At 65.0% G+C, this 18067-nt stretch carries 19 protein-coding genes; 1 reads left to right on the forward strand and 18 read right to left on the reverse strand.

What is annotated here, in order from left to right:
- Positions 1-58 precede the first annotated feature (58 nt).
- Positions 59-262, forward strand: coding sequence for a hypothetical protein (locus tag T8T98_RS01265; RefSeq protein ID WP_320181559.1), 204 nt, complete (start codon positions 59-61; stop codon positions 260-262).
- Here T8T98_RS01265 and T8T98_RS01270 read toward each other — a convergent pair whose 3' ends face one another.
- Genes T8T98_RS01270 through T8T98_RS01355 form a run of 18 tightly spaced genes read right to left on the reverse strand, consistent with a single transcriptional unit; the run spans position 263 to position 17992 of the window.
- On the reverse strand, positions 263-2974 hold the full coding sequence (locus T8T98_RS01270) for a conjugal transfer protein TraG N-terminal domain-containing protein (RefSeq protein WP_322295782.1): 2712 nt from the start codon (positions 2972-2974) through the stop codon (positions 263-265). It lies immediately after the preceding gene.
- A 12-nt stretch (positions 2975-2986) separates the two neighbouring features.
- On the reverse strand, positions 2987-4423 hold the full coding sequence (locus T8T98_RS01275; protein ID WP_160726843.1) for a conjugal transfer protein TraH: 1437 nt from the start codon (positions 4421-4423) through the stop codon (positions 2987-2989).
- Positions 4413-5243: a conjugal transfer protein TraF gene (locus T8T98_RS01280; protein WP_230833605.1), complete on the reverse strand. Its 831-nt coding sequence runs from the start codon at positions 5241-5243 to the stop codon at positions 4413-4415. The genes T8T98_RS01275 and T8T98_RS01280 overlap by 11 nt, the downstream gene beginning before the upstream one ends.
- Positions 5240-6973, reverse strand: coding sequence for a conjugal transfer protein TraN (locus tag T8T98_RS01285; protein WP_322295783.1), 1734 nt, complete (start codon positions 6971-6973; stop codon positions 5240-5242). Before T8T98_RS01285 ends, T8T98_RS01280 begins: the two co-directional genes overlap by 4 nt.
- Complete coding sequence (trbC, locus tag T8T98_RS01290) at positions 6970-7722, reverse strand: type-F conjugative transfer system pilin assembly protein TrbC (protein WP_089217195.1); 753 nt, start codon at positions 7720-7722, stop codon at positions 6970-6972. Before trbC ends, T8T98_RS01285 begins: the two co-directional genes overlap by 4 nt.
- On the reverse strand, positions 7719-8732 hold the full coding sequence (gene traU / locus T8T98_RS01295) for a conjugal transfer pilus assembly protein TraU (protein WP_089217194.1): 1014 nt from the start codon (positions 8730-8732) through the stop codon (positions 7719-7721). Before traU ends, trbC begins: the two co-directional genes overlap by 4 nt.
- Positions 8729-9367 carry a type-F conjugative transfer system protein TraW gene (gene traW / locus T8T98_RS01300; RefSeq protein WP_170935627.1) on the reverse strand — a complete coding sequence of 213 codons (639 nt, stop codon included), beginning with the start codon at positions 9365-9367 and terminating at the stop codon, positions 8729-8731. The genes traU and traW overlap by 4 nt, the downstream gene beginning before the upstream one ends.
- Complete coding sequence (locus T8T98_RS01305; RefSeq protein WP_089217193.1) at positions 9364-9885, reverse strand: S26 family signal peptidase; 522 nt, start codon at positions 9883-9885, stop codon at positions 9364-9366. Before T8T98_RS01305 ends, traW begins: the two co-directional genes overlap by 4 nt.
- Positions 9882-10226: a type-F conjugative transfer system protein TrbI gene (locus tag T8T98_RS01310; RefSeq protein WP_322295784.1), complete on the reverse strand. Its 345-nt coding sequence runs from the start codon at positions 10224-10226 to the stop codon at positions 9882-9884. Before T8T98_RS01310 ends, T8T98_RS01305 begins: the two co-directional genes overlap by 4 nt.
- 34 nt (positions 10227-10260) lie before the next feature.
- Positions 10261-10641 (reverse strand): hypothetical protein, encoded by a 381-nt coding sequence (locus tag T8T98_RS01315; protein ID WP_089217191.1) that lies wholly within the window; start codon positions 10639-10641, stop codon positions 10261-10263.
- Positions 10638-13181: a type IV secretion system protein TraC gene (gene traC / locus T8T98_RS01320; protein WP_322295785.1), complete on the reverse strand. Its 2544-nt coding sequence runs from the start codon at positions 13179-13181 to the stop codon at positions 10638-10640. Before traC ends, T8T98_RS01315 begins: the two co-directional genes overlap by 4 nt.
- Complete coding sequence (locus T8T98_RS01325) at positions 13178-13765, reverse strand: hypothetical protein (protein WP_050599560.1); 588 nt, start codon at positions 13763-13765, stop codon at positions 13178-13180. The genes traC and T8T98_RS01325 overlap by 4 nt, the downstream gene beginning before the upstream one ends.
- Positions 13762-14634: a DsbC family protein gene (locus T8T98_RS01330; protein ID WP_322295786.1), complete on the reverse strand. Its 873-nt coding sequence runs from the start codon at positions 14632-14634 to the stop codon at positions 13762-13764. The genes T8T98_RS01325 and T8T98_RS01330 overlap by 4 nt, the downstream gene beginning before the upstream one ends.
- Complete coding sequence (locus T8T98_RS01335) at positions 14631-15947, reverse strand: TraB/VirB10 family protein (RefSeq protein ID WP_089217187.1); 1317 nt, start codon at positions 15945-15947, stop codon at positions 14631-14633. Before T8T98_RS01335 ends, T8T98_RS01330 begins: the two co-directional genes overlap by 4 nt.
- Complete coding sequence (locus tag T8T98_RS01340; protein WP_089217186.1) at positions 15947-16762, reverse strand: type-F conjugative transfer system secretin TraK; 816 nt, start codon at positions 16760-16762, stop codon at positions 15947-15949. The genes T8T98_RS01335 and T8T98_RS01340 overlap by 1 nt, the downstream gene beginning before the upstream one ends.
- Positions 16759-17328, reverse strand: a complete 570-nt coding sequence (locus T8T98_RS01345) for a type IV conjugative transfer system protein TraE (protein WP_067695812.1) — start codon at positions 17326-17328, stop codon at positions 16759-16761. The genes T8T98_RS01340 and T8T98_RS01345 overlap by 4 nt, the downstream gene beginning before the upstream one ends.
- Positions 17329-17340: 12 nt before the next feature.
- A complete protein-coding gene (gene traL, locus T8T98_RS01350; RefSeq protein WP_006834208.1) occupies positions 17341-17628 on the reverse strand; it encodes a type IV conjugative transfer system protein TraL in 288 nt (95 codons plus the stop codon).
- Between the two features lie 31 nt (positions 17629-17659).
- The gene (locus T8T98_RS01355; protein ID WP_006834207.1) at positions 17660-17992 is read right to left on the reverse strand and encodes a hypothetical protein; all 333 of its coding nucleotides are present in this window, start codon (positions 17990-17992) and stop codon (positions 17660-17662) included.
- Between the last annotated feature and the right edge of the window lie 75 nt (positions 17993-18067).

The raw sequence follows: 18067 nt of genomic DNA on the forward strand, positions 1-18067 counted from the left end.
TGGCTTATGCCCGATAATGCATCAAATTTGCTACTTTATTTAGGTCGGAGTGATGGAAATGGATGACGAGAAGGAGCAAAACGACCAGACGGACTGGAAGGGCCTGCGAGAGATCGACCGTGCCATCTCCGAAAATCGGCGCATGGAATACAGCTGGAAGAAGGCTCTAGCAGATCCTTGGGAACGACGCGGACTCTGGCTACTTGGGCTGGTCGTCGTCGCATTTGCGGTGTTCGTCATCCTGCAGGATTTCGTGCTGTAGCTATCTATTGCCCCATTCTTTGACGTCGTCTGCAGCTTCCTCACTCGCGCCCGTGGCGCCTTCCGTTTGGCGATCAAGATAAGTTCGCACGGTTCCGATCCTGCCACGACCCTGTCGGCGCACCCGCTCGACCTCATCCGTGATGTCAGACCGATCAGGAGCATCGGGCATTGAGGGACCACCCGCAGAGCCCACGGCTCCTCTTGCGCGTACCTGCCCAGCACTTCCGATCCCGGGGCGGCTGACAGGAGCGAAGTCCGGCAGCGAAAGGTCGGCTTCGATGTCGTCTTGTAGGCGATCAGCATAGCTCTCGACAAACCGCGATTGCAGTTGTTGGCCGCGCGCGCTCATCTGGAACTCGATGTCGTCGAAGCGCACCGGCCCGTAATAGTCGCGATTGGCTTCGATCTCGGCCATGCCCCATTCGCGATAAGCCTGGCTCAGGTTTAGCGTGCCTGCGGCACTATTGGCCTCGTACCAACTGGCCTGGTTCTCGAGGCGGCTGGCCACCTCTTCGGCCCGACGCGCCTCTCGTGTGTAGCTTTCGGCTTCGGTCAGCGATCGGCTGAGACCCGACGAGCTGGTTGACACCTGCGATACCGAACTCGAACTCGTCTCGCGCAGGAAGCCTTCACGCGTGTTCGACCAGTTGCGGCTATCCGAAAGCTGCCGCAGCGTACCCATTATCCTGCCGCGATCTTCCGAGGCGATCCCGATATCGCTGTCGGTCCACGACTGATTTCGGCCACCGCGGACGCCCGCCTGCGCGTTTAGTACTCCACCTTCGGCCTTTGCTCCGGCTCCTGCTTCGCCGTTGAGGAACCAAGAAATAGTAATGTCGTCTGACGCGCGCCGGGACAGGCCGAACTGCTGCTGGAGCGTCCTCGAGGCATTGTCGACTTCGCTGAATGCCGTGCCGATGCTGTCGTTCGTACCAACGCCGCTGACAGTATCGGAGCTCTGACCCTGGCTGTAGGCGTTGCGGATCTCGCTGAACCGGGTGAGCGCAGAGCTCGTCGATTGCTGGGCGAGGTTGGCATAGGTCTCGCTCTGCGTCCGGCTCTGGCTCGCCATCGTTCCTAGGCGGCCCGTGAAGTCCTGCCCGAGCGTCGGCGTGAACGGATAGCTTGAATTCGGGACTGCAGCGAACTCGCCATCGGGGAAGCTGGTCGTCTGCGTGCCGCTGTCGCTGAATCCCCGCGTCTGTGCCGCGCCATAGGCAATGTTGGGGGCAAGATTGCCCTGCGCAAACTGGCGGGAAAACACTGTCGAATTGTCGATGCTCGAGTTGCCGAGTGAGACGTTGCCGGTGCTCGCTTCGCGCGAGGCTTCCTCGGCTGCATTCTGGCTCGGGTTGAGATAGCTCGTTGCCTGGCCCGAAATCGCCAGCGCACCACGCGCCACGCCGCCGGCAAGGAACGGGATCGAGGCGACAAGATAGCCTGCCAAGATGCCGATATCGCTGTTGACGTCGCTCATGCCAGCAAAGGTCGCGAGGCTGAGGCCCGTGCTGCCGCCAGCGGCGGCGACATCGCCCGCGCCTTTGAACATCAGGATCATGTGCAGGATGACGAAGAGCGGTCCCCACGCCGCAAGATAGAAGAAGCCGGTGACGTAACCTCTCAATGCAATGGGTCCGGTCCGCGGCATCAGGAACAGCGGAAACAGGACAGGGAACAGCGCGTAGAACACCACCGTCAGTACGACATTGAGGATTGGGACCCATTTCATCGCGTTGTGCGCGATCGAAGAATAGGTCCGCTCGGTCTGAATATCGGCCCGGGTCTGCGCGAAGACGTCAATACTGCCGGTGCCGCTCGCCCCTGCAAAGCCGTGCATGGCCTGGTTCATGGCATTGATCGTCAACACCTGGCGGAAAATGTCGCTCGCGCTGCGCGAGATGCCGGTAAGATACTGATAGGCAATCGGGAGGTCGGCCATGAGCTTGGCCTTGGCGAGCGCTTCGGTCTGGCGCGGATAGAGTTGGCGTCCCGCGACAAGCGTCATCTCGTCAATGAGGCTCGCCCATCGCCCCGAAAGCGCGGTGTAGGCTTCGCGGCAGGTGATGATCGAGGCCGTCACGCTGTCGTCGGCCTGCCGGGTCAGGAATTTCTGCGCGCGCGCCGCGCTGCCGGGTGCGATCGTCGCCCAGATATCATCGCTCTCGGACAGCTCCTTCATCGAGTAGCGGCCGAGCAGCAGATCGTAGAACACGCATTGCCTGACATGCTCGTCGAAGTTCGCAGCAAACTCCGGATCGGAAATGCGCAAGCTCCGCGTCGATTCAAGCAGCCGCGCGCCATAGATCATGCCGTTCTTCGAGTAGTTGAGGTCGTCCGGCAAGCCGAAGACGAGCTCGGCCGAGCGGGTCAGATAGTCCCCCGCCTGGCTGGTGAAACTTGCCATCAGGGCGAGCCCGAGCGGAACATTGGCCACCGTTGCCGGTGCAAGGCTTGGATTGACCCGGTCTGTCACATGGACGTCCATGCGCGGCACCATCAGACACATGTAGATGAGCGTCGCACCGAGGAACCAGTTGAGCCATGCGCGCCAGTCCTGGTTGAACGCGACCACGATGACCGCGAGCACCATGCCCATCACCAGCGCGACCTGAATCAGGCTCTTGTAGCCGCCCGCTCCGGTCCAGGCGGCAACGGCATTGAGGACATTGACGATATACTCGCCGCCGCCGACCGTGAAAATCTCGACCATGCTGCCTCACCCTTATGGAACGATGGAGCGGGACTGCATCCCGCGCGACCAGTCGAGCGCGGCGGCCATCGATGGCGACATCGAGGCGGCGAGCATGTTCTCGATCATCGCGGTCTTCTCGATGATCTGCATGATCGCGGAGACCCGCGCCTGTCCGGTCGCTTGCCTCTGGGCGAGGCTTGACCGGACTTCCGCGACCTGAGCGCGCCAGATCGCGAGTTTCGCTTCATCGGCCGCAATGAAGCTCGCCATCGAGCGTCCGGCCTCGGCTGTGATGCGTTCGAGGATGGCATAGAGAAGATCGATGCTGGCGATCTCGGCCAGCGTGTCGCGGTCGTCGGTTGCCATCCCGCGTCCATAGGCCGCCTGCACGGTGAGGATCTTGTAGAGCGGCACCGATGCCACCTGGAGCAGCTCCTTCTCCTCGTCGCCGATCGCTGTGTCGCTGCGGATGGCCTCGACCATGCTGCCGATGAGCTGGGCAACGCGGGGCCGGATGGCCTTCGCGCTCGTGAGGCTCATCTGCTGGAAAGTGGGGTTGAGGCACTGGTCGGGCTCGTCACACTGGAACACCCGCACCGACTGGCCTTGCGTCCCGTCGAGCAGCGCGGTCACCAGCGTCGAGGAGGCATCGCCTGCGAAAGGCACGAACTTGCCTGGTTCGTCATCGCGGGGCGGCACGTAGATCACCGTGCCGATGAGCGTCATCGCATACTCGGCGAGGTCGCGGTCGAAGGTGCCACCAGGGTTGAAGAAGGCGCTCTGCTTGAGGACATGCCAGGTGTAATTGCGCGGTACACCGGGATTGACGTCGGCATAGTCGGCGCCGGCGCTCTCATTGGTCGAGGCGCGCTGACCCCTGGTGCCGCAACCGTGTTTGGCGGCAGCATAGTCGGTGAAGATACCTTCGGAATTGCCGATCGCTTCGCAGATCGCCTTGTCGGCGAGATCGCCCTTGGGCCAGACGCCGCCGACCAGCCCCTGCGCCATCTCGCAGGAGTTGATCGAGAGATTGTTCATGAGCTGCGCCTTCTGGCTGAACTCCTGCATGATCTTTGAGCACTCGGGGCAGACGGTATCGATCGCGAGGCTGAAGGCGAACCCCACCGCATTGTTCGCGACGGCCTTCAACAGCGCGACCATCTCGCTCGCGTTGATGAAGGAGAAGGACCCGGCGAAGATATCGATGCCGCCGCAACCTGCGCGGGCACGCGGCAGCTGGAGGTTGGCGATGCTGGTCGTCTTCTGCGGGAAGCGCGTCCAGACATTGCCGAGGCTGTAATAGCCCGCCGACTGTCCTTCGAATGCGCTCGGCCCGGTGACATTGGCCGCAGCGCCCATGTCGTCCATGAAGCGGTCCATGCTGTCGCCGACGTTTGCGGCGACGGGGGACGCGACCATGCTGGCGGCAGCTATGGTGAGCGCCGCATTGCGGATGCTAGTAATCATGTCCGGCTTCCTTCGAGGTGAGGAGGTAGATGCGGTCCTGCAGCTCGTCGGCCGAGAGCACGCCGTATCCGATCGGGATCGGGCGCCTGGCCACGCTGTCCCAAAGCACGAGCGCCGGGGTGATGCCGGGTTCGAGCCCCATGCGGGGCCGCTGGCCGCTTTCGACCTTGTAGTCGGGGAAGTGCCTGGACGGCCCGCCATCGGTCGAGATCGCCCGGACCGTGATATGCCAGCGGTCCGCCACCGAGCGCACGATCGGGCTCATCACTTCGCAGGCGCCGCAGGTCTGGGCGAAGAAGTAGAACAGTCCATAGCGTTCGGAGAGCCTGGCCATCACCGCGTCGCGGTCGGCAGCGCGCGCGTCCTGCCATTGCTTCTTGGCGAGTGCGCCGACCGGTCGTTCGAGCGTGTAGTCGAGCTCGGGATCCTGCCAAATCGCGCGTTGCCAGACATCGGAGAACAGCGAAGCCCGGTCGAGCTGGGCACGCTGGAAGCGGATATAGGCGGTGACGTTTTCCGGCGTCGGATAGAGGATCGCGCGCGCCTTGAGTTCGCGCAGTTCCCCCGTGACCGCGTCCAGCTCCTGCGTGGCGGTCACCTGGGCTGGTGGCTGCGCCATCTGCGGCTCGTCTGCCGGCACCGGCTTTACGCAATAGAACCAGTAGCCGAGCCTGCGCTGCTCGCAGTAGAGGCTGTCTGCCGAAGCAGCTGGCTTTGCCTGGCGCGCTTCCTGGGCGGCTGCCCGAACGGGGAGCAGTGCAGCGAGAATCATGGCCAGTGCTGGGAGGGCCAGCATCGGCAGTGATTGGCGGCGCGTCATTGGCCACTCCTTGCGTAATGATCTTCGATTTTCTGCTGGATGAGGATGCTGGTCTCGAGCTCGTCGGGGAGCCGTGCAGCCTCGGTGAACTCGGCATAGACTTCGCTGAAATCCATCTGGCTGAGGTCGAGCCGGGCGAACTCGTCGAGCGTGAACCCCTCGCACTGCTCTTCCTTGGGCTTGTCCCAGGGCTTGCGCAGCTGGCGGCGACCCTGTTCCTGCAGGATCCGCGAGAGCTTGCTCTCGAAGCAGCAGTAGACCTTCTTCTTGGTCAGGCAGACGCCGAGGAACTTGTCCGAACAATAGGTCCCCACGTAGGCGCACAGCCCCTGCGCATCGCGTTCGTGGAGCAGAACTTCCTCGCGGTTGCAGCCGAGCGCGACCAGCAGGCTGATGCCGGGGATGAGCGGGAAACCCTTGCCCTTGCAGCAGTTGAGCACGCCGAAGACCTTGGACGAGCAGGTGTTGCGCGTGCCGCGGAACAGCGTCAGCGTCTCGGGATCGAACTGCCCGCGGGCCTCGTCCATCGCATGGAGCGCGGTGACGGCATCCTTGAACTCGTCGTTCGCGGTGCGCTGGATCGTCTCGCAGCTGCCGTCGATGCAATAGACATCGCCGTCGCAGACATACTGGGTGGAGCTGTCGGTCCCGGGAAGCGGGCACTCGTAGATGCGCTCCCAGGTCTCGCAGGGGTCTTCGTCGGTGAGGCATTCCTCGCGAACAAAGCGACAGCTGCCCTGGCTTTCGATGTCGGAGCAATCGGTCGCCGCTTCGCGCGCGATGCAGGTGTAGCTCCTCTGCCATTCCCAGCAGGGCTTTGTGACAGAGACGCCATCGACCACGCGGGTCTGCGGATCGGTATCGGTGCAGATCTCTGCGTCCAGCGTGCAATCGCTATTGTCCGCAAAACCTGTGCACTGGCTTTCGTCCGGGGTCGTGGTAACGGTGGTAGCGTTGGCAATGCGGTAGGGCGTCTGACCTGCGACCTGTTCGTCGCAGGTCAGCTCGGTAAGCGGATCGCCCGGCTCGGTGCACCACTTGCGACCACCGGACCAACCCCACTGCAAGCAAGGACCATCGCGGTGCCCGGTCACCCGGCAAAGAGCGCCCGAAAACTCTTCGCAGTCCGGCTCACCTGATAGGTTGAAGCTGCCCAATGGGCTGCAAAGGTAATGATACTGCGGTTGCTGGCTGACCGTGGCGACAAGCGGCACTGTGCACTGGCCCAGCGACTGATCGATCCGCGTGCCCGTATTGCAGGTCGCGGTATATGTGCCCGCCGTGCCCGATCCAGGCGGCAGCGGAACGCAGGATCCCTGGCTGCCCGAAATCGCCATGCCGCTGGTGTAGTCGAGCGGCGTCTCGTTGATGGCGCGGCTGCGCGCAATCACGTCCTCGATCTCGTTCGGTTCGAACCGTGCGCGATTGGCCATACTGTCGCGGATCGTCCGCATCGGCGTGCTGGTCGTTGCCACGCTGCGGGCGCGGGCCTCGATCTGGTCGGGATCGCGCGCAAGATCCTGCAGGTCGCGCGTCGCTTGCGGATCGAAGTTGGGAACGCGCGCCGCGTCAGGATTGGTCGTTGCGGCATCGCGCGCTTCGCCCCGCAACTCGGTGGCAAAGTCCTTGCCGTCGGCCCGAGCTTCATCGCGGGTCTGAGCGTGTATGGAAGCTGCGCTTGTGAGCGCGACGAATACCGCAAGGAGATTGGCGAGGGTTCTGCCGGTCATGGCCGTTCCTCCCTGGAAAGCTGGCGCAGATGGAGGCGGGCAAGCTCGGCGCCCGGACCCTTGCCCGACGCAAAGGTCTCGAGGACTTCGCCCACGCTGATGTTGCCGGCGATGCGGTCGTGCGGCGGCACCTCGCTGGTGCAATCAAACCCGTCGCATGGGCTGAACTCGGTGCTCAGCATGACGAAACTCGGCGCGGCCTCGATGTTGAACGCGCGGAACAGCCGCGGATCGATGCCGAGCGAACCGGCCGCGTCGCGGCTGCTCCAGATGGCGGCCAGGCGTTTCTTGAACGCCTCGCTGTTTCCTTGCGGGAAACCGCGCAGCACGGTGACGCCGCCGGCCTTAGTCATGTCGTGGACCAGTGCCTTCAGCGTCTCGGGCGGCATCGACAGGCTGGCAAAGGCAATGAAGCGCGGGGCTCCTCCGAGCGATGCCTTCTCTGCGGCGGCTTGCCCTGCGATCATGGCGTCAAGGTCGAGGACGGCGTCGGTCTCGATTGCCTCGATGCTGTCCGCATAGGCCGCGCGATTGGCCTGCGCTTGTGCCTGGATAGCCTGTGCATCTTCGGTCAGCGCCTCGGCGCGTTGGCGGACATTGGTGCTGAGCGCCTGCGCATCGTCGGCGTGTTCGGCCGCACGCTCGCGGATCGCTTCGAGGTCGATGCCTTCGGGCGCACTCTGGGCAAGAGCGAGGCCGCCGAGAGTGACGGCAAGGCCGACGGGCAAAAGGAGGAGGTGCTTGTTCATAGCGCGCAGCAGTTCCGCTTGCGCCAGACGAGGTATCCCATGTCTTCGCCGATGGCGGGGATGACCTGTCCGGCCGATTGAAAGGTGGTGGAGGCACCGATGGGCGGGCAGGCGTAACCACCCGAGGTCGCCGGGTTGGGGTTGGTGGCCTGGAAGCGGTATTGCTGCTTACGCATCACCGGCATCAGGTATTTGCCGCACAGGCCCTTGGACCCCATCGTTCCCCACGAGACGAGTTCGCGGTGGAGCTTGTAGGCAAATCGCGAGAGCACGAGCCGCGAGGCCTGGACGTGGCCTATGCTGGCCGAGACATTGCCGTTCATCGGGTACATCGACCCCTGGCACCCCGCGCACCAGAACATCTCGTCAATCGGCAGCTTTGCGGTCGAGGCGACGCAGTCGGCCGCACAGGCAGCGAGCGCCAGCGGGTTGGCGAAGAGCACGGCTTCAGGGTTGATGATCGCCGTGAGCTCGGAATCCTGCCACAGCGGATCGATCTCGGAGATGTAGAGAATGTCGATCGAGCCCGATTCCAGGCACAGGAAATCGGCGACGATCTCCATCCAGTAGATCAGCGGATAGGCATACCAGTGGACGTGCCAGCTCGAATAATACTGGCTCGCACCGCCCACCGCCGAAGGCCCCGAGATCGAGCGGAAGCCGATATCGAAGCCGGGATCGAGCTTCATGCCGCCGAGGTTCACGAAGCACCACGGCTTCATGCTGACATCGGCAAGCCGCACCGGTTCCCAGAAGCCCATCGCGATCCCTGGCCTCAGACCGCACAGGCATACCGGCAGATCGGGGTTATCGGGATCGGGCCGGCTCGACGGCCAGATGTCCAGCCCGCCGATAGAGATCGGGAACAGGCACGACCAGCAGATGTCGGTGATCGGGTTGACGAAGCTGCCGGTGCAGCGACCGGGACCGGCATCGGCCATGGCCGGCGTTGCGGTGGCGAAACCCAGAATGGCGGCCAGCACGAGCGCCAGCTTTCTTAAATGCGTCATTGGGCTGTCCTCCTTTTCGGTGGCAGCGCGATTTCGCTGACCTCGAGCAGGCGGCCCTGCTGGCGCACGCGTGCAGGCACCGACCTGATCCCGAACCTTGCCGTGAGCTTGCCGCCCTGGTCGAAATAGAAGCGGCGCTGGCCGGCCTTCATCAGCTCGAGCGGCGCACCTTTGACCAGGATCAGCTTGGCATTGGCGGCCTGCTTGAGCGCCCAGGTGAGTTGATCGGGATCGTCGCCGTCGAGGAACAGGAGATCAGCGCGAAGCCCGACGCTGTCGAGCGGATTGACCCTCGTGCCAGCGGCATGGATCAGCTCGCCTTTTGCCCCGCGGATGTCGGCAGCGAGCGTGATCGTTGGATCGAAGTGCCAGCGCCGCGCCTCGCTGGCCCGGACTATTCCGGCGACGGGGTCGGGCCGGTTCACCCGCGCGATCGTGCGGCGCTTCAGGTCTTCATTGAGCCGCGCGGTCTCGCCCGAACTTTCCATCTGCGTCAGCCGCGAATGAATCTGCTCGAGGAGGTCGCGCTCGATCACGGGAAACACCGTGCCGCGCTGGCCATAGTCGCGCGCCAGCACCTCGGCAGGGCAGAGCAGGACTGCAAGCAGGGCCGCAGGGAGGATGAGCTTGCTCACAGGATCGCCCTCCCGCTGCCGAGGATCTGGCCGCGGCAGACGAAGCCGATCTCGGCGTAGCGGCTGTCGAGGCCGCGGGGATGGCTGGTCCCGGTGTAGAAGCAGCCGTCGGGGATCGGTCCTTCGGGGCCTTTGTGAAGCGCAATGCCGAGGCGGGTCTCATCGAGCCGCGCGGCGATCTTGCGACCGTTGATGAAGACCTCGTGACCGCGATGGTTCACGACATCGCCCGGCACGCCCAGCACCCGCTTGCCGAAGAGCTGCGCGCCTTTTCCGAAATGCACTTCAACGAGTCTGCTTGCCGGCGGCTCGAAGAAGATAAGGCTGCCGCGCTCGATCCGCGCGTGCTTGTCGAGCCAGAAAGCCCAGTTGGGCAGGCTCGGGCTCGCGTTGATGAGGAAGGCATGGTCTTTCGCGAAGGCGTCGACCGCGCCCCATGCGAGCGGCAGCAGCACCAGACCGGTCAGGACAAGTGGTCGCTTGATCGTGCGGACAAGGCGAGAGGCAAAGTGCGTCACTGGCCGTCTCCCTGCCCAAGCTGGCGGGCGATCCGCATGCGCAGTTCGTCAGTGGCATCGGGGGCATCGCCTGCGAGCACTGCCTCGCCGACCAGCACCACGCGGCCATTGGTCCCCATTTCCGCAACAGCGCGTTCGGACGCCTGGAGGAAGGCGAGCACGCGCGCCTGGCTGGATTCGGGATCCTGTGCCCCACGCGCTTCGGCATCGACGAAAGCCGCGATGGTCTCGGCAAGCCGGACGGTGACGATCTGCTGGCGCGGCTCGGACAGTTCGCGGCTGACCCAGGCTGCCCAGAGTAATGCGATCACGAGCGCGAGCACGCCGAGAGTTCTCAGCAAGAGCGGGCGATTGAAGGACGGTAATCTGCGCGTGTCAGTCACGGTTTGCCTCCCGGGCCGGATGGTTGTCGAGATCGGCCGCGAGCCGCTTCAGGAAGCGAGGCATGCGAAACAGCGTCACAGCGCCAGCGAGGACGAGGAAGCAGCCCTTGAGGTCCTGGCTGAACAGGCTGCGGCGCAGGCTGTCGGCTTCGAGGTAGCGGTCCGACAGATTGGCGAGCTGGGTGAAGAGGCCGCCGAGGTCCCAGCCTGCAACGAACAGGAACAGCGCGAGTGGCAATCCCAGCACGATCAGCAGCGAAGTCGCGGCAAAGCGTGCGGTCTCGATGAGGACGAGGCAGCTCCCTTGCAGGAACGGCAGCAGGCTGCGGAGGTTGGCCGGAGGGGTCCGGTCGACGAGGTGCGAGACCATCATTGTCCGCCTCCCGCTACGATGCGGATGGCATCGGCGAGGCTGTGCCCGCGCCGCTCGCAGTCCTGGATCGCCGCATAGGTGTCGGGATCGGAGGAGTAAATCGTCGCCGAGAAGGGATCGAGCACGAGCCGGCCGACCGCCTCGGTCTCGGGACCCTTGATGAAGACCTCGCTGTACTCGGTCCCCGAACGCTTGAGGCTGCGGATCAGCGTCTCGGTCCGGTCGTCCATGTCGAGCCGCGCGTTCGCCCTGAAATCGGCGATCGTCTCGGCCTTCTGCTGGAGCACCAGCATCCAGTCGCTGTTCTCGAGCGCGGCGCGCGCGCCATCGGACTTGTAATAGTCATTGAGCGACTGGGTGGCGGTCGCGAGCGCGCCGCCATATTTGCGCGCGGTGCGGGCATAGGTCTCGACGAACTCGCCCATCGACCCACCCTTGAGCATGGCCCAGGCCTCGTCGATCAGCAGCAGCTTCTTGGTTGCTCGCGATGAGCGCGTCATCGCCTGGCTGGTCATGAACATGATCGCCGAGAGGACGACGCTCCGCAGTTCCTCGCGGGACGCGAGATCGCTCATCTCGAAGACGGTAAAATCATCGTCGAGCGCGAAGCTCGCCTTGCCTGCAAAGAACCCGCCGTAGCTGCCGCCGCGGCAGAAGGGCGCGATCGCGGTGGCGAGATCGCGGCCCGCCTCGCTTTCCGAGCCATGGAGCGCATGCGCGACATCGTCGACCGATGCACCGCTTCCGAGTGCCTCCCAGGTCGCAGTTACGGCCCGGTCGATCAGCCCGCGCTCGGTGTCGCTCGGCGCGGTGCCCGGACGCGCCATCTGGCCGACGATCGCCTTGATCATGGCGAAGCAGTCGAGGCGGTAATCCTCGTCTTCGTGCGCACGGGCATCGTCGACCATCGAGAAGGGGTTGAGCGAGAAGCCCGAGGCGAGCGTGAACTCGACGAAGCGTCCGCCCTGCAGTTTGACCGAATGCTCGAAGCTGCGCCCGTCGTCGATCACAACGACCTTGGCGCCCGCGCCGCGCAGGGCGGCGCAGAGCTCCTGCAGCAGCACCGACTTGCCCGAGCCCGACTTACCGCAGATCGCGATATTGTGGTTGCCGGCAGTGTTTTCGAATGGCGACCACCAGAAGGGCTGGCCGCGGCGGCCAATGAGCAGGAGGTGCGGAATCACGCCGCCAAGATATTCCCCCTGCATCGGCGCGATATGCGCCGCCGTCGTCGTGAGCATGGTCTTGAGGCGCTTCAACCGCGCCATGTCGTCGGCGAGGCCATCGGCGAGGCTCATGGGAAAGGCAGCGACGAGGCCCTGCAGCTGGAGGAAGCGCTCGTCGGCTAGGTCCCAGCCCGCTGCCTTGTAGATCGCCTTGATGATGCGTTCGTGCGCGTCGCCCTGGCCGAGCGGCGAGATGCTGGTGAGCCCGTAGAACAGCTTCACGAGCTTCTTGCCGGCCTGGAGCTCGGCCTGAACATGGCGCCATTCGGCCGACTGCTCGGCGAGCTTGGGCAAGAAACGCGCGCTCTTGGTCTGGCTGAGGCTGGTCGTGCGCATGAACTTGAAGCCCGCGCGCGCCGAGGCGGCTTCCTGGTCGGGGTAGACGAGGCAGAGCATGGTGGCCGTCGGACAGGGGAAGCGCAGCTTGTCGGTGAACATGTCGCCGATGAGCCGCGCGCATTCCCAAGGCGCCCAGCGCTCAGGGGTAGAGCGCACGGCATAGTGCCGCACATCGAAATGGTCGGGATAGCATTCGCCGACTTCGGGATTGCCCTCTTCGTCTCGGCCGGTCTCGCGAAAGCGCTCGGTCCTGAGGATCAGACGATCGTCGCTGACCTCGAGCTCGATGTCGCGGCGGATGGCCTGGACATCGAGCGTGTCGTGGGGGTTCCACGCATGGATGTCGGTCTCGTGCGCGGTGGTCGGCGAGGTTAGCTCGTCGATCAGCGCCAACAATCCGCCCGGACGCAGCTCCTGCGCGTGGAGGCCGAGCGAATGGAGCATGCCCATCAGCCCTTCGCGGCATTCGGAGAGTTCTGCGTCGGTTACGCTGCCGGGCACCGGCACACCGAGCGAGACAAACAGTCGGACGTTGCGGGCATGGAAGGGCGCATGCGCCGAGCCCGAATTCCAGACGAGATCGTAAAGGCGCCTGGTGCGCGCCCTGGCAATGGCCTCGTAAATGCCGCCCTGCTCATAGCGCGGAGCGAACCAGGGGCCGACCACGCTGCCGATCCGAGGCGATGCAAAGTTCAGAACCTGGAGGCAGGCGCCCTGCGGCAGGCCTTCGGAGAAGAACTGGCCGAGGATCTCGCCGGTCCGTTCGTCGGCCCCGATCAGCGGGGTGACTTCGAGCACGAAGCCCTTCGAGCGGGCGTTGCGGTAGAGCTTCTCCCCCTCGTCATAGACCCGGTAGGGTAGCCAGTCCGAAAGCATGTCGAGCCCGAAATGCGCCCGCGGCTTTTCGGGCCGAGCCGTGTCGGCAAACAGGCCCCGCGAGAGTGCGTCGCGCGCGGCAGCAAGGGATAGCGTCACTGGCTCTCTCCTTCGGTCATGTCAGGTTGGGGGACCGGCTCGCGGGGAGGGGAAAACGAGCCAGGTCCCCCGGGTTCCGGCGCGTCAGCGCCGGGCATCGCCGGAACGGGCTGCGAGGGGATGAACAGCTGTTCCGGCAATGTGTCTGCCTCTTGGATTTTTGGCGGTTGGAAATCGGTTGCGGGGTTGCTCTCGCGCGTCGCGGCAATAGTCGATGCCAGCGAGCGCAGGACTTCGCGGCGGCCCTGCGGCGTGCGCCAGCCTGTCCCTGCCTGTTCGGGCAGCGTCAGGTGAACGACGCGCGCCTCATGGTCGCGGCCCGCCGCGTCACGGTAGCCTGTCAGCACGACCAGCAGGCGACGAACCGCTTCGCCGGTCGGGGTCACCGTCCGATGCGCGTCAACCGTGTCAGCCTTTTCAATGCCGGTCGCCCCGGCATCGATCGCGGAAGTCGGCGCGCAGGTCCCTTCCGGAGCCCGGCAGGCAAAGCTGCCTTTGACGTTGCCGCCGAGGCTGGCGCAGCCACTGGCCAGGAGGAGCGGCGCAGCGAGCACCATGGCGCGAAGGATTGGAAGCCGGCTCATTGCGCCACTCCCTTGCCTTCGGCGACGAAGCGGCGGATCGCCGCGGCATCGCGGTAGCCATGAAGCACCGCCCCATCGCGGGCGCGCACGATGACCGGAGTTCCGGCAAACCCGTTGGCCTTCGCGAAGGCTTCGTTGGCATCGAGTGCCTTGGCCTCCTTGCAGGTCTTATCAGTCGCCAGAGCCTGGCCGGAATAGGCCGCATGGAGTGCCTTTGCCGGATCCTTAGCGCACAGCACCGCCTCGGAAATCTTGCGGCTTGCCGCGCCGAAGATCGAGATCGGTCGCTCTTCGACATGGACCTTGGCCTTGGCGAGTTCGGCGGCCAGGCGCTGGCAATACCCGCACTGGAAATCCGAGAAGACAACCAGGCGTTCGCCCTTGGTGTTGCCCCAGTGGATCGCGCCCGCAGCCGGAAGCGACGAGAGGTCGACGTGGCTGGCGGCCGCCTGGACAGGCGCTTCGTCGCGCCCCGCCGGCGCATCGCTGGCTACGCGCGCCGCACCGGCCGCGAGCAGGTCGGGATTGAGTTCGAGCAGGCGGGCAGCGGTGACGTCACGTCGCTCTTCCATGTCGTAGAGACGGCCCACGAACAGGTAGCGGGCGGTTTCGTCGATGTAGAACAGCGTGTCGCCCGAGACGACTTCGCACCAGGGGCCAAGCGTGTCGCAGCTGATCGCGTCAACCGGAGTCTTGGGCAGCCGCAGTTTCAGTGCCTGCGCGACCTCGCTCGCCATACCGGCAGCGCTCGCAGGCATAGCGGTGACGGCAGAGACGCCGAGCGTCAGCACGGCGGCGGCGCTCGAGAGGGCAAGGGCAAGGTGGGCGGCGCGGGCCTTCAGGCCCGGCCGGTGGTCATTGTAGTTCATTTGGAGGGGCTCCTGACGTGGACGCCGTCGAGAAAGACGATCTCGACCTCTATGCCGGTCGGCATTTCGACGACGGGTTGGTATTGTTCGGCGCGTTCGATGAGGTATCGGCTGACGGTGTCGGCGGCTTCGCCGGCACCCTGGCCAAAGCCACCGGCAAGGATGTCGGTCGGCGACAGCGCCTCGCGCTGACCGTTGGCGCCGACAGGCTGCGTGAAGATGCCGTTGGCGTTGGCGGAAAATCCGCGACCGAAGCCGCCGACGATCCCAGCCAGCAGCGCCTGGCTGACCAAGCTGCCCTCGCGGCTGACTACGCGACCACGCACGCCCGACTTTCCGGCAAAGGAGATGAACCCCTTGACCTCGCTGACAGCGAAGCGGCCGCCGGGTTGCGCGCAGGTCATGCGCACCAGCTTGACGTAGACCTTCTCGGCCGAGAGATCGCCGCGCGCAGCGCCATTGACGAGGCAGCCGGTGATGTCGGTGGTGAGCAGCTTGTTGCCGCGCATCACCGAGCGGGCCGGTCCGGTGATCCGGAGCACCACGGGAAGCGGATCGCTCTGGCTGGCAACGCCGGTCGAGGCATCGACACCCACGATGACCGTTGCCGGTGCGTAGCTGTTGGGCGGCAGGTAATCGCGGCTCGCTTCGAGCAGCAAGGCGGGCGCAGTCTCGGCCGCACGCGGCTTGCCGTCCTTGCCTGTATCCGCGTTGAAACTCATCAGGCTGAGCTGTCCGCCCTGCGTTTCCGGCGCTCCTTGCGGTGGCTGGACAGCTACGCCGGTGCCGACGCCGGGACCATAGGCAGGTGGCGGCGGCAGCGGCGGAGCGGACGCCGGCGCCTTTGCAGCGTCGCTGAGCTGTGAGCGCAGATTGGCATTCTCGGCCGAAATGGCGTCGATCGCTGCCTGACCGTCGGAGCGCATCTGCGCGTTCTCGCTGCGCAGGGCTTCGAGCTCCTGTTCGATCTCGGGGCGTGGTAACTGCGCTTGCTGCAGATCCTTGATCGCGCGGCCCTGCGCGTCGAGCCGGTTGCCGTAGCTCGCGACGAACTCGCGCTGCGAGAGGTTGCGATTGACGAGGCCGCCGGTGTCGATTGTCGCCGCACCATTGGCATCACTGCCGCCCTCGTCGCCATCGCCGCCGAAGATGAACATCCCGCCGCCGATGAGCGCGATGGCCCCGATCCCGGCGAGCAGCATCTTCTGGCGCTGCGCGATCTGCGTATTGAGGTTGCGCCGTCCGCTTTCACGCGCTTCCGGCGAGCCCGGCAGAGGCTTCTTTTCAGCCTCCTTCTGTGTTGCCTCGGCCATCAGTCGAGCCCTCCCTTGGCAAAGACAAGGAAGGCACTGGTCGCTTCACCGGGAGCGAGTGCATCGCGGCCATAGGCGAAGGCGAGCGTGCCTGCGGGACCTTCGCGCTCGGAGCCAAGCGCAAGGCTCTCCTGGCCGAGGTTGCGCACGAGGAAGCGCTGTCCGGTAAGTTCATCGCCCTGGTATTCGGCGACCAGCTGGACCTCGATCCCGCCGGTACGGCGCGGAGCCGAAAGTTCGGCGCGGGCAGTGAACCCGGGCAGGACGGCATCGCTCGCCATCGCCTCGATCAGGCGGATCGCGGCGTCCTCGGGCCCGGTCTCGGTTTCCCATTCGGCAGCCTCGTTTTTCGCGAGCGCGGGATTGGTGATGAAGAGCTGGGTCGCTTCCTCGCCGCCGAGGCGGCAGGCGAACTTGTAGACGTAGCCTGCCTTGCTGGTCGCAAAGAAGCTGACCCGGGCAGCGGCAAATTGCGGGGGTACGGAGATATAGATGTCTCCGCGCACCGGCTCATGCGTCACCTGGAAGTCGTTGTAGGGAAAGCCGCTCGCGATCTTCGAGACATTGGCAAAACCGTCATCGATGAGCGCGATCCGGGTGAGTTCGCCGCGGGCGAGTTCGCAATCGATGGTCGCGTTGTCGGCCGCTTCGACGAACTGGTCGGCATGCGCCGGGACCGGTGCGAGCGCGAAGGCAAGCACGGCGAGGCCGGTCAGCTTGAGTCCGTGATCGGGGCGCCTTGTTGCGCCGATTGCGAAACAGGCAAGGCCGGTTCCGGCAAGCGCAGCAGCGAGGGGGGATGGGAGAAGGCTCATTGGCCGGGTTCCTCCTTGTCGGTGGGAAGTTGTTCGAAGCCGGCGAGCGCGAGGCTGAGACCACGCTTCGACCAGCGGAAACGGAAGGAGCGGCGCTGGCTCGCGATCACCTGCGCGCCGACAAAGGTCTTGAGCGTGCCGGTGACGGTCGAGGTCAGGGCCTTGGGGTCGACGTGCATTTCCGCGATCACGAAGGCCTGGCTGATGTCCGAGCCGCGCTGTTCCTCGACGATTTGGACGAGCTCGGCCTTGAGGCGGCCGTGCGCGGCGGGATCGGCGAGCTTCAGGATGTTCGTCATCCAGTAATCGAGGCTTTCGGGCGCCCGGTTGAGGAGCATCAGTGCCGTGTCGCGGGTGACAAGTTCGAGATAGGGCGCGTCGATCCCGCCGCTCGAGACGGTGATCCGCTCTGAGGTGATCGGCACCAACACAACCTGCTCGTCGCGGGTGACCGCGGCGCCGAGGCTGACCAGCGTGGTCAGGCCCAGGACACCTGCCAGCACGGCAAAGCGGTTGCGTTGCCGCAGGTAGGTCTGCGCCTGTTCGTGCGCGAATTCTGCTCGCATGGGTCGCCTCCCTCAGCCCGCCAACAGGCGGCAGTGGGAGGGCGGCGTGGCTTTTAGACCGAGAAAGCTCCCGGGAAGGTACCAGTACGCAGCATGCACCAGTGCCGAACCGGCGCCGCGTGCCTTTGCCTTCCGCAAGGCAAGCCAGGCCCCGGCGGCCAGGCCGATACCGATGAAGATATGCTGCGAGAGAATGCCCCAGGCGAAGGGAATGAGAATCCCTGCAAACTCGTCGATGGTCCAGAAGCCGATGAGCTCCGGGTCGTCGAGCCGCCGTGGAACGAGGTACCTGTCGGCCATGCCGCCCTCCTGTCGTGACCGGATCCGCTGATCAGATGACCGCGGTCACGACCGAGGTGACGATCGGAACGCCGGTGCCGACACCGATGCCGACGCCGACCGGCACCGCGACCTGGCCGAGCGAGAAACGCCCGGAGGCGAGACCGATCAGGCCGCCCGCAAGGCTGAGCACAGTGATGATCTTGCCGCCCGAACCTTCGAGGAAGTCGGTGAACTTGGTCAACGCGGGATCGAAGGTGGTATCGGCCCCGGCAAAGGCGGCACCGGCGCAGGCCAGCGCCACGCAGGCGGGAAGAATGTAGTCGCGGCCGCGAGCCCCGTTGGGCGAGCGCTGCTGGACCGGAAGGGCAGTCTTGGTGGTCATGGATGGAAACTCCGAGGGATTGAACATCAGCCAGCGATGCGTTCGCTGTATGTTCTTTCCTCTCCCCGGAGCCGG

The organism is Pelagerythrobacter marinus, from assembly GCF_034375205.1.
In the GTDB taxonomy this organism is placed as follows: Bacteria; Pseudomonadota; Alphaproteobacteria; order Sphingomonadales; family Sphingomonadaceae; genus Pelagerythrobacter; species Pelagerythrobacter marinus.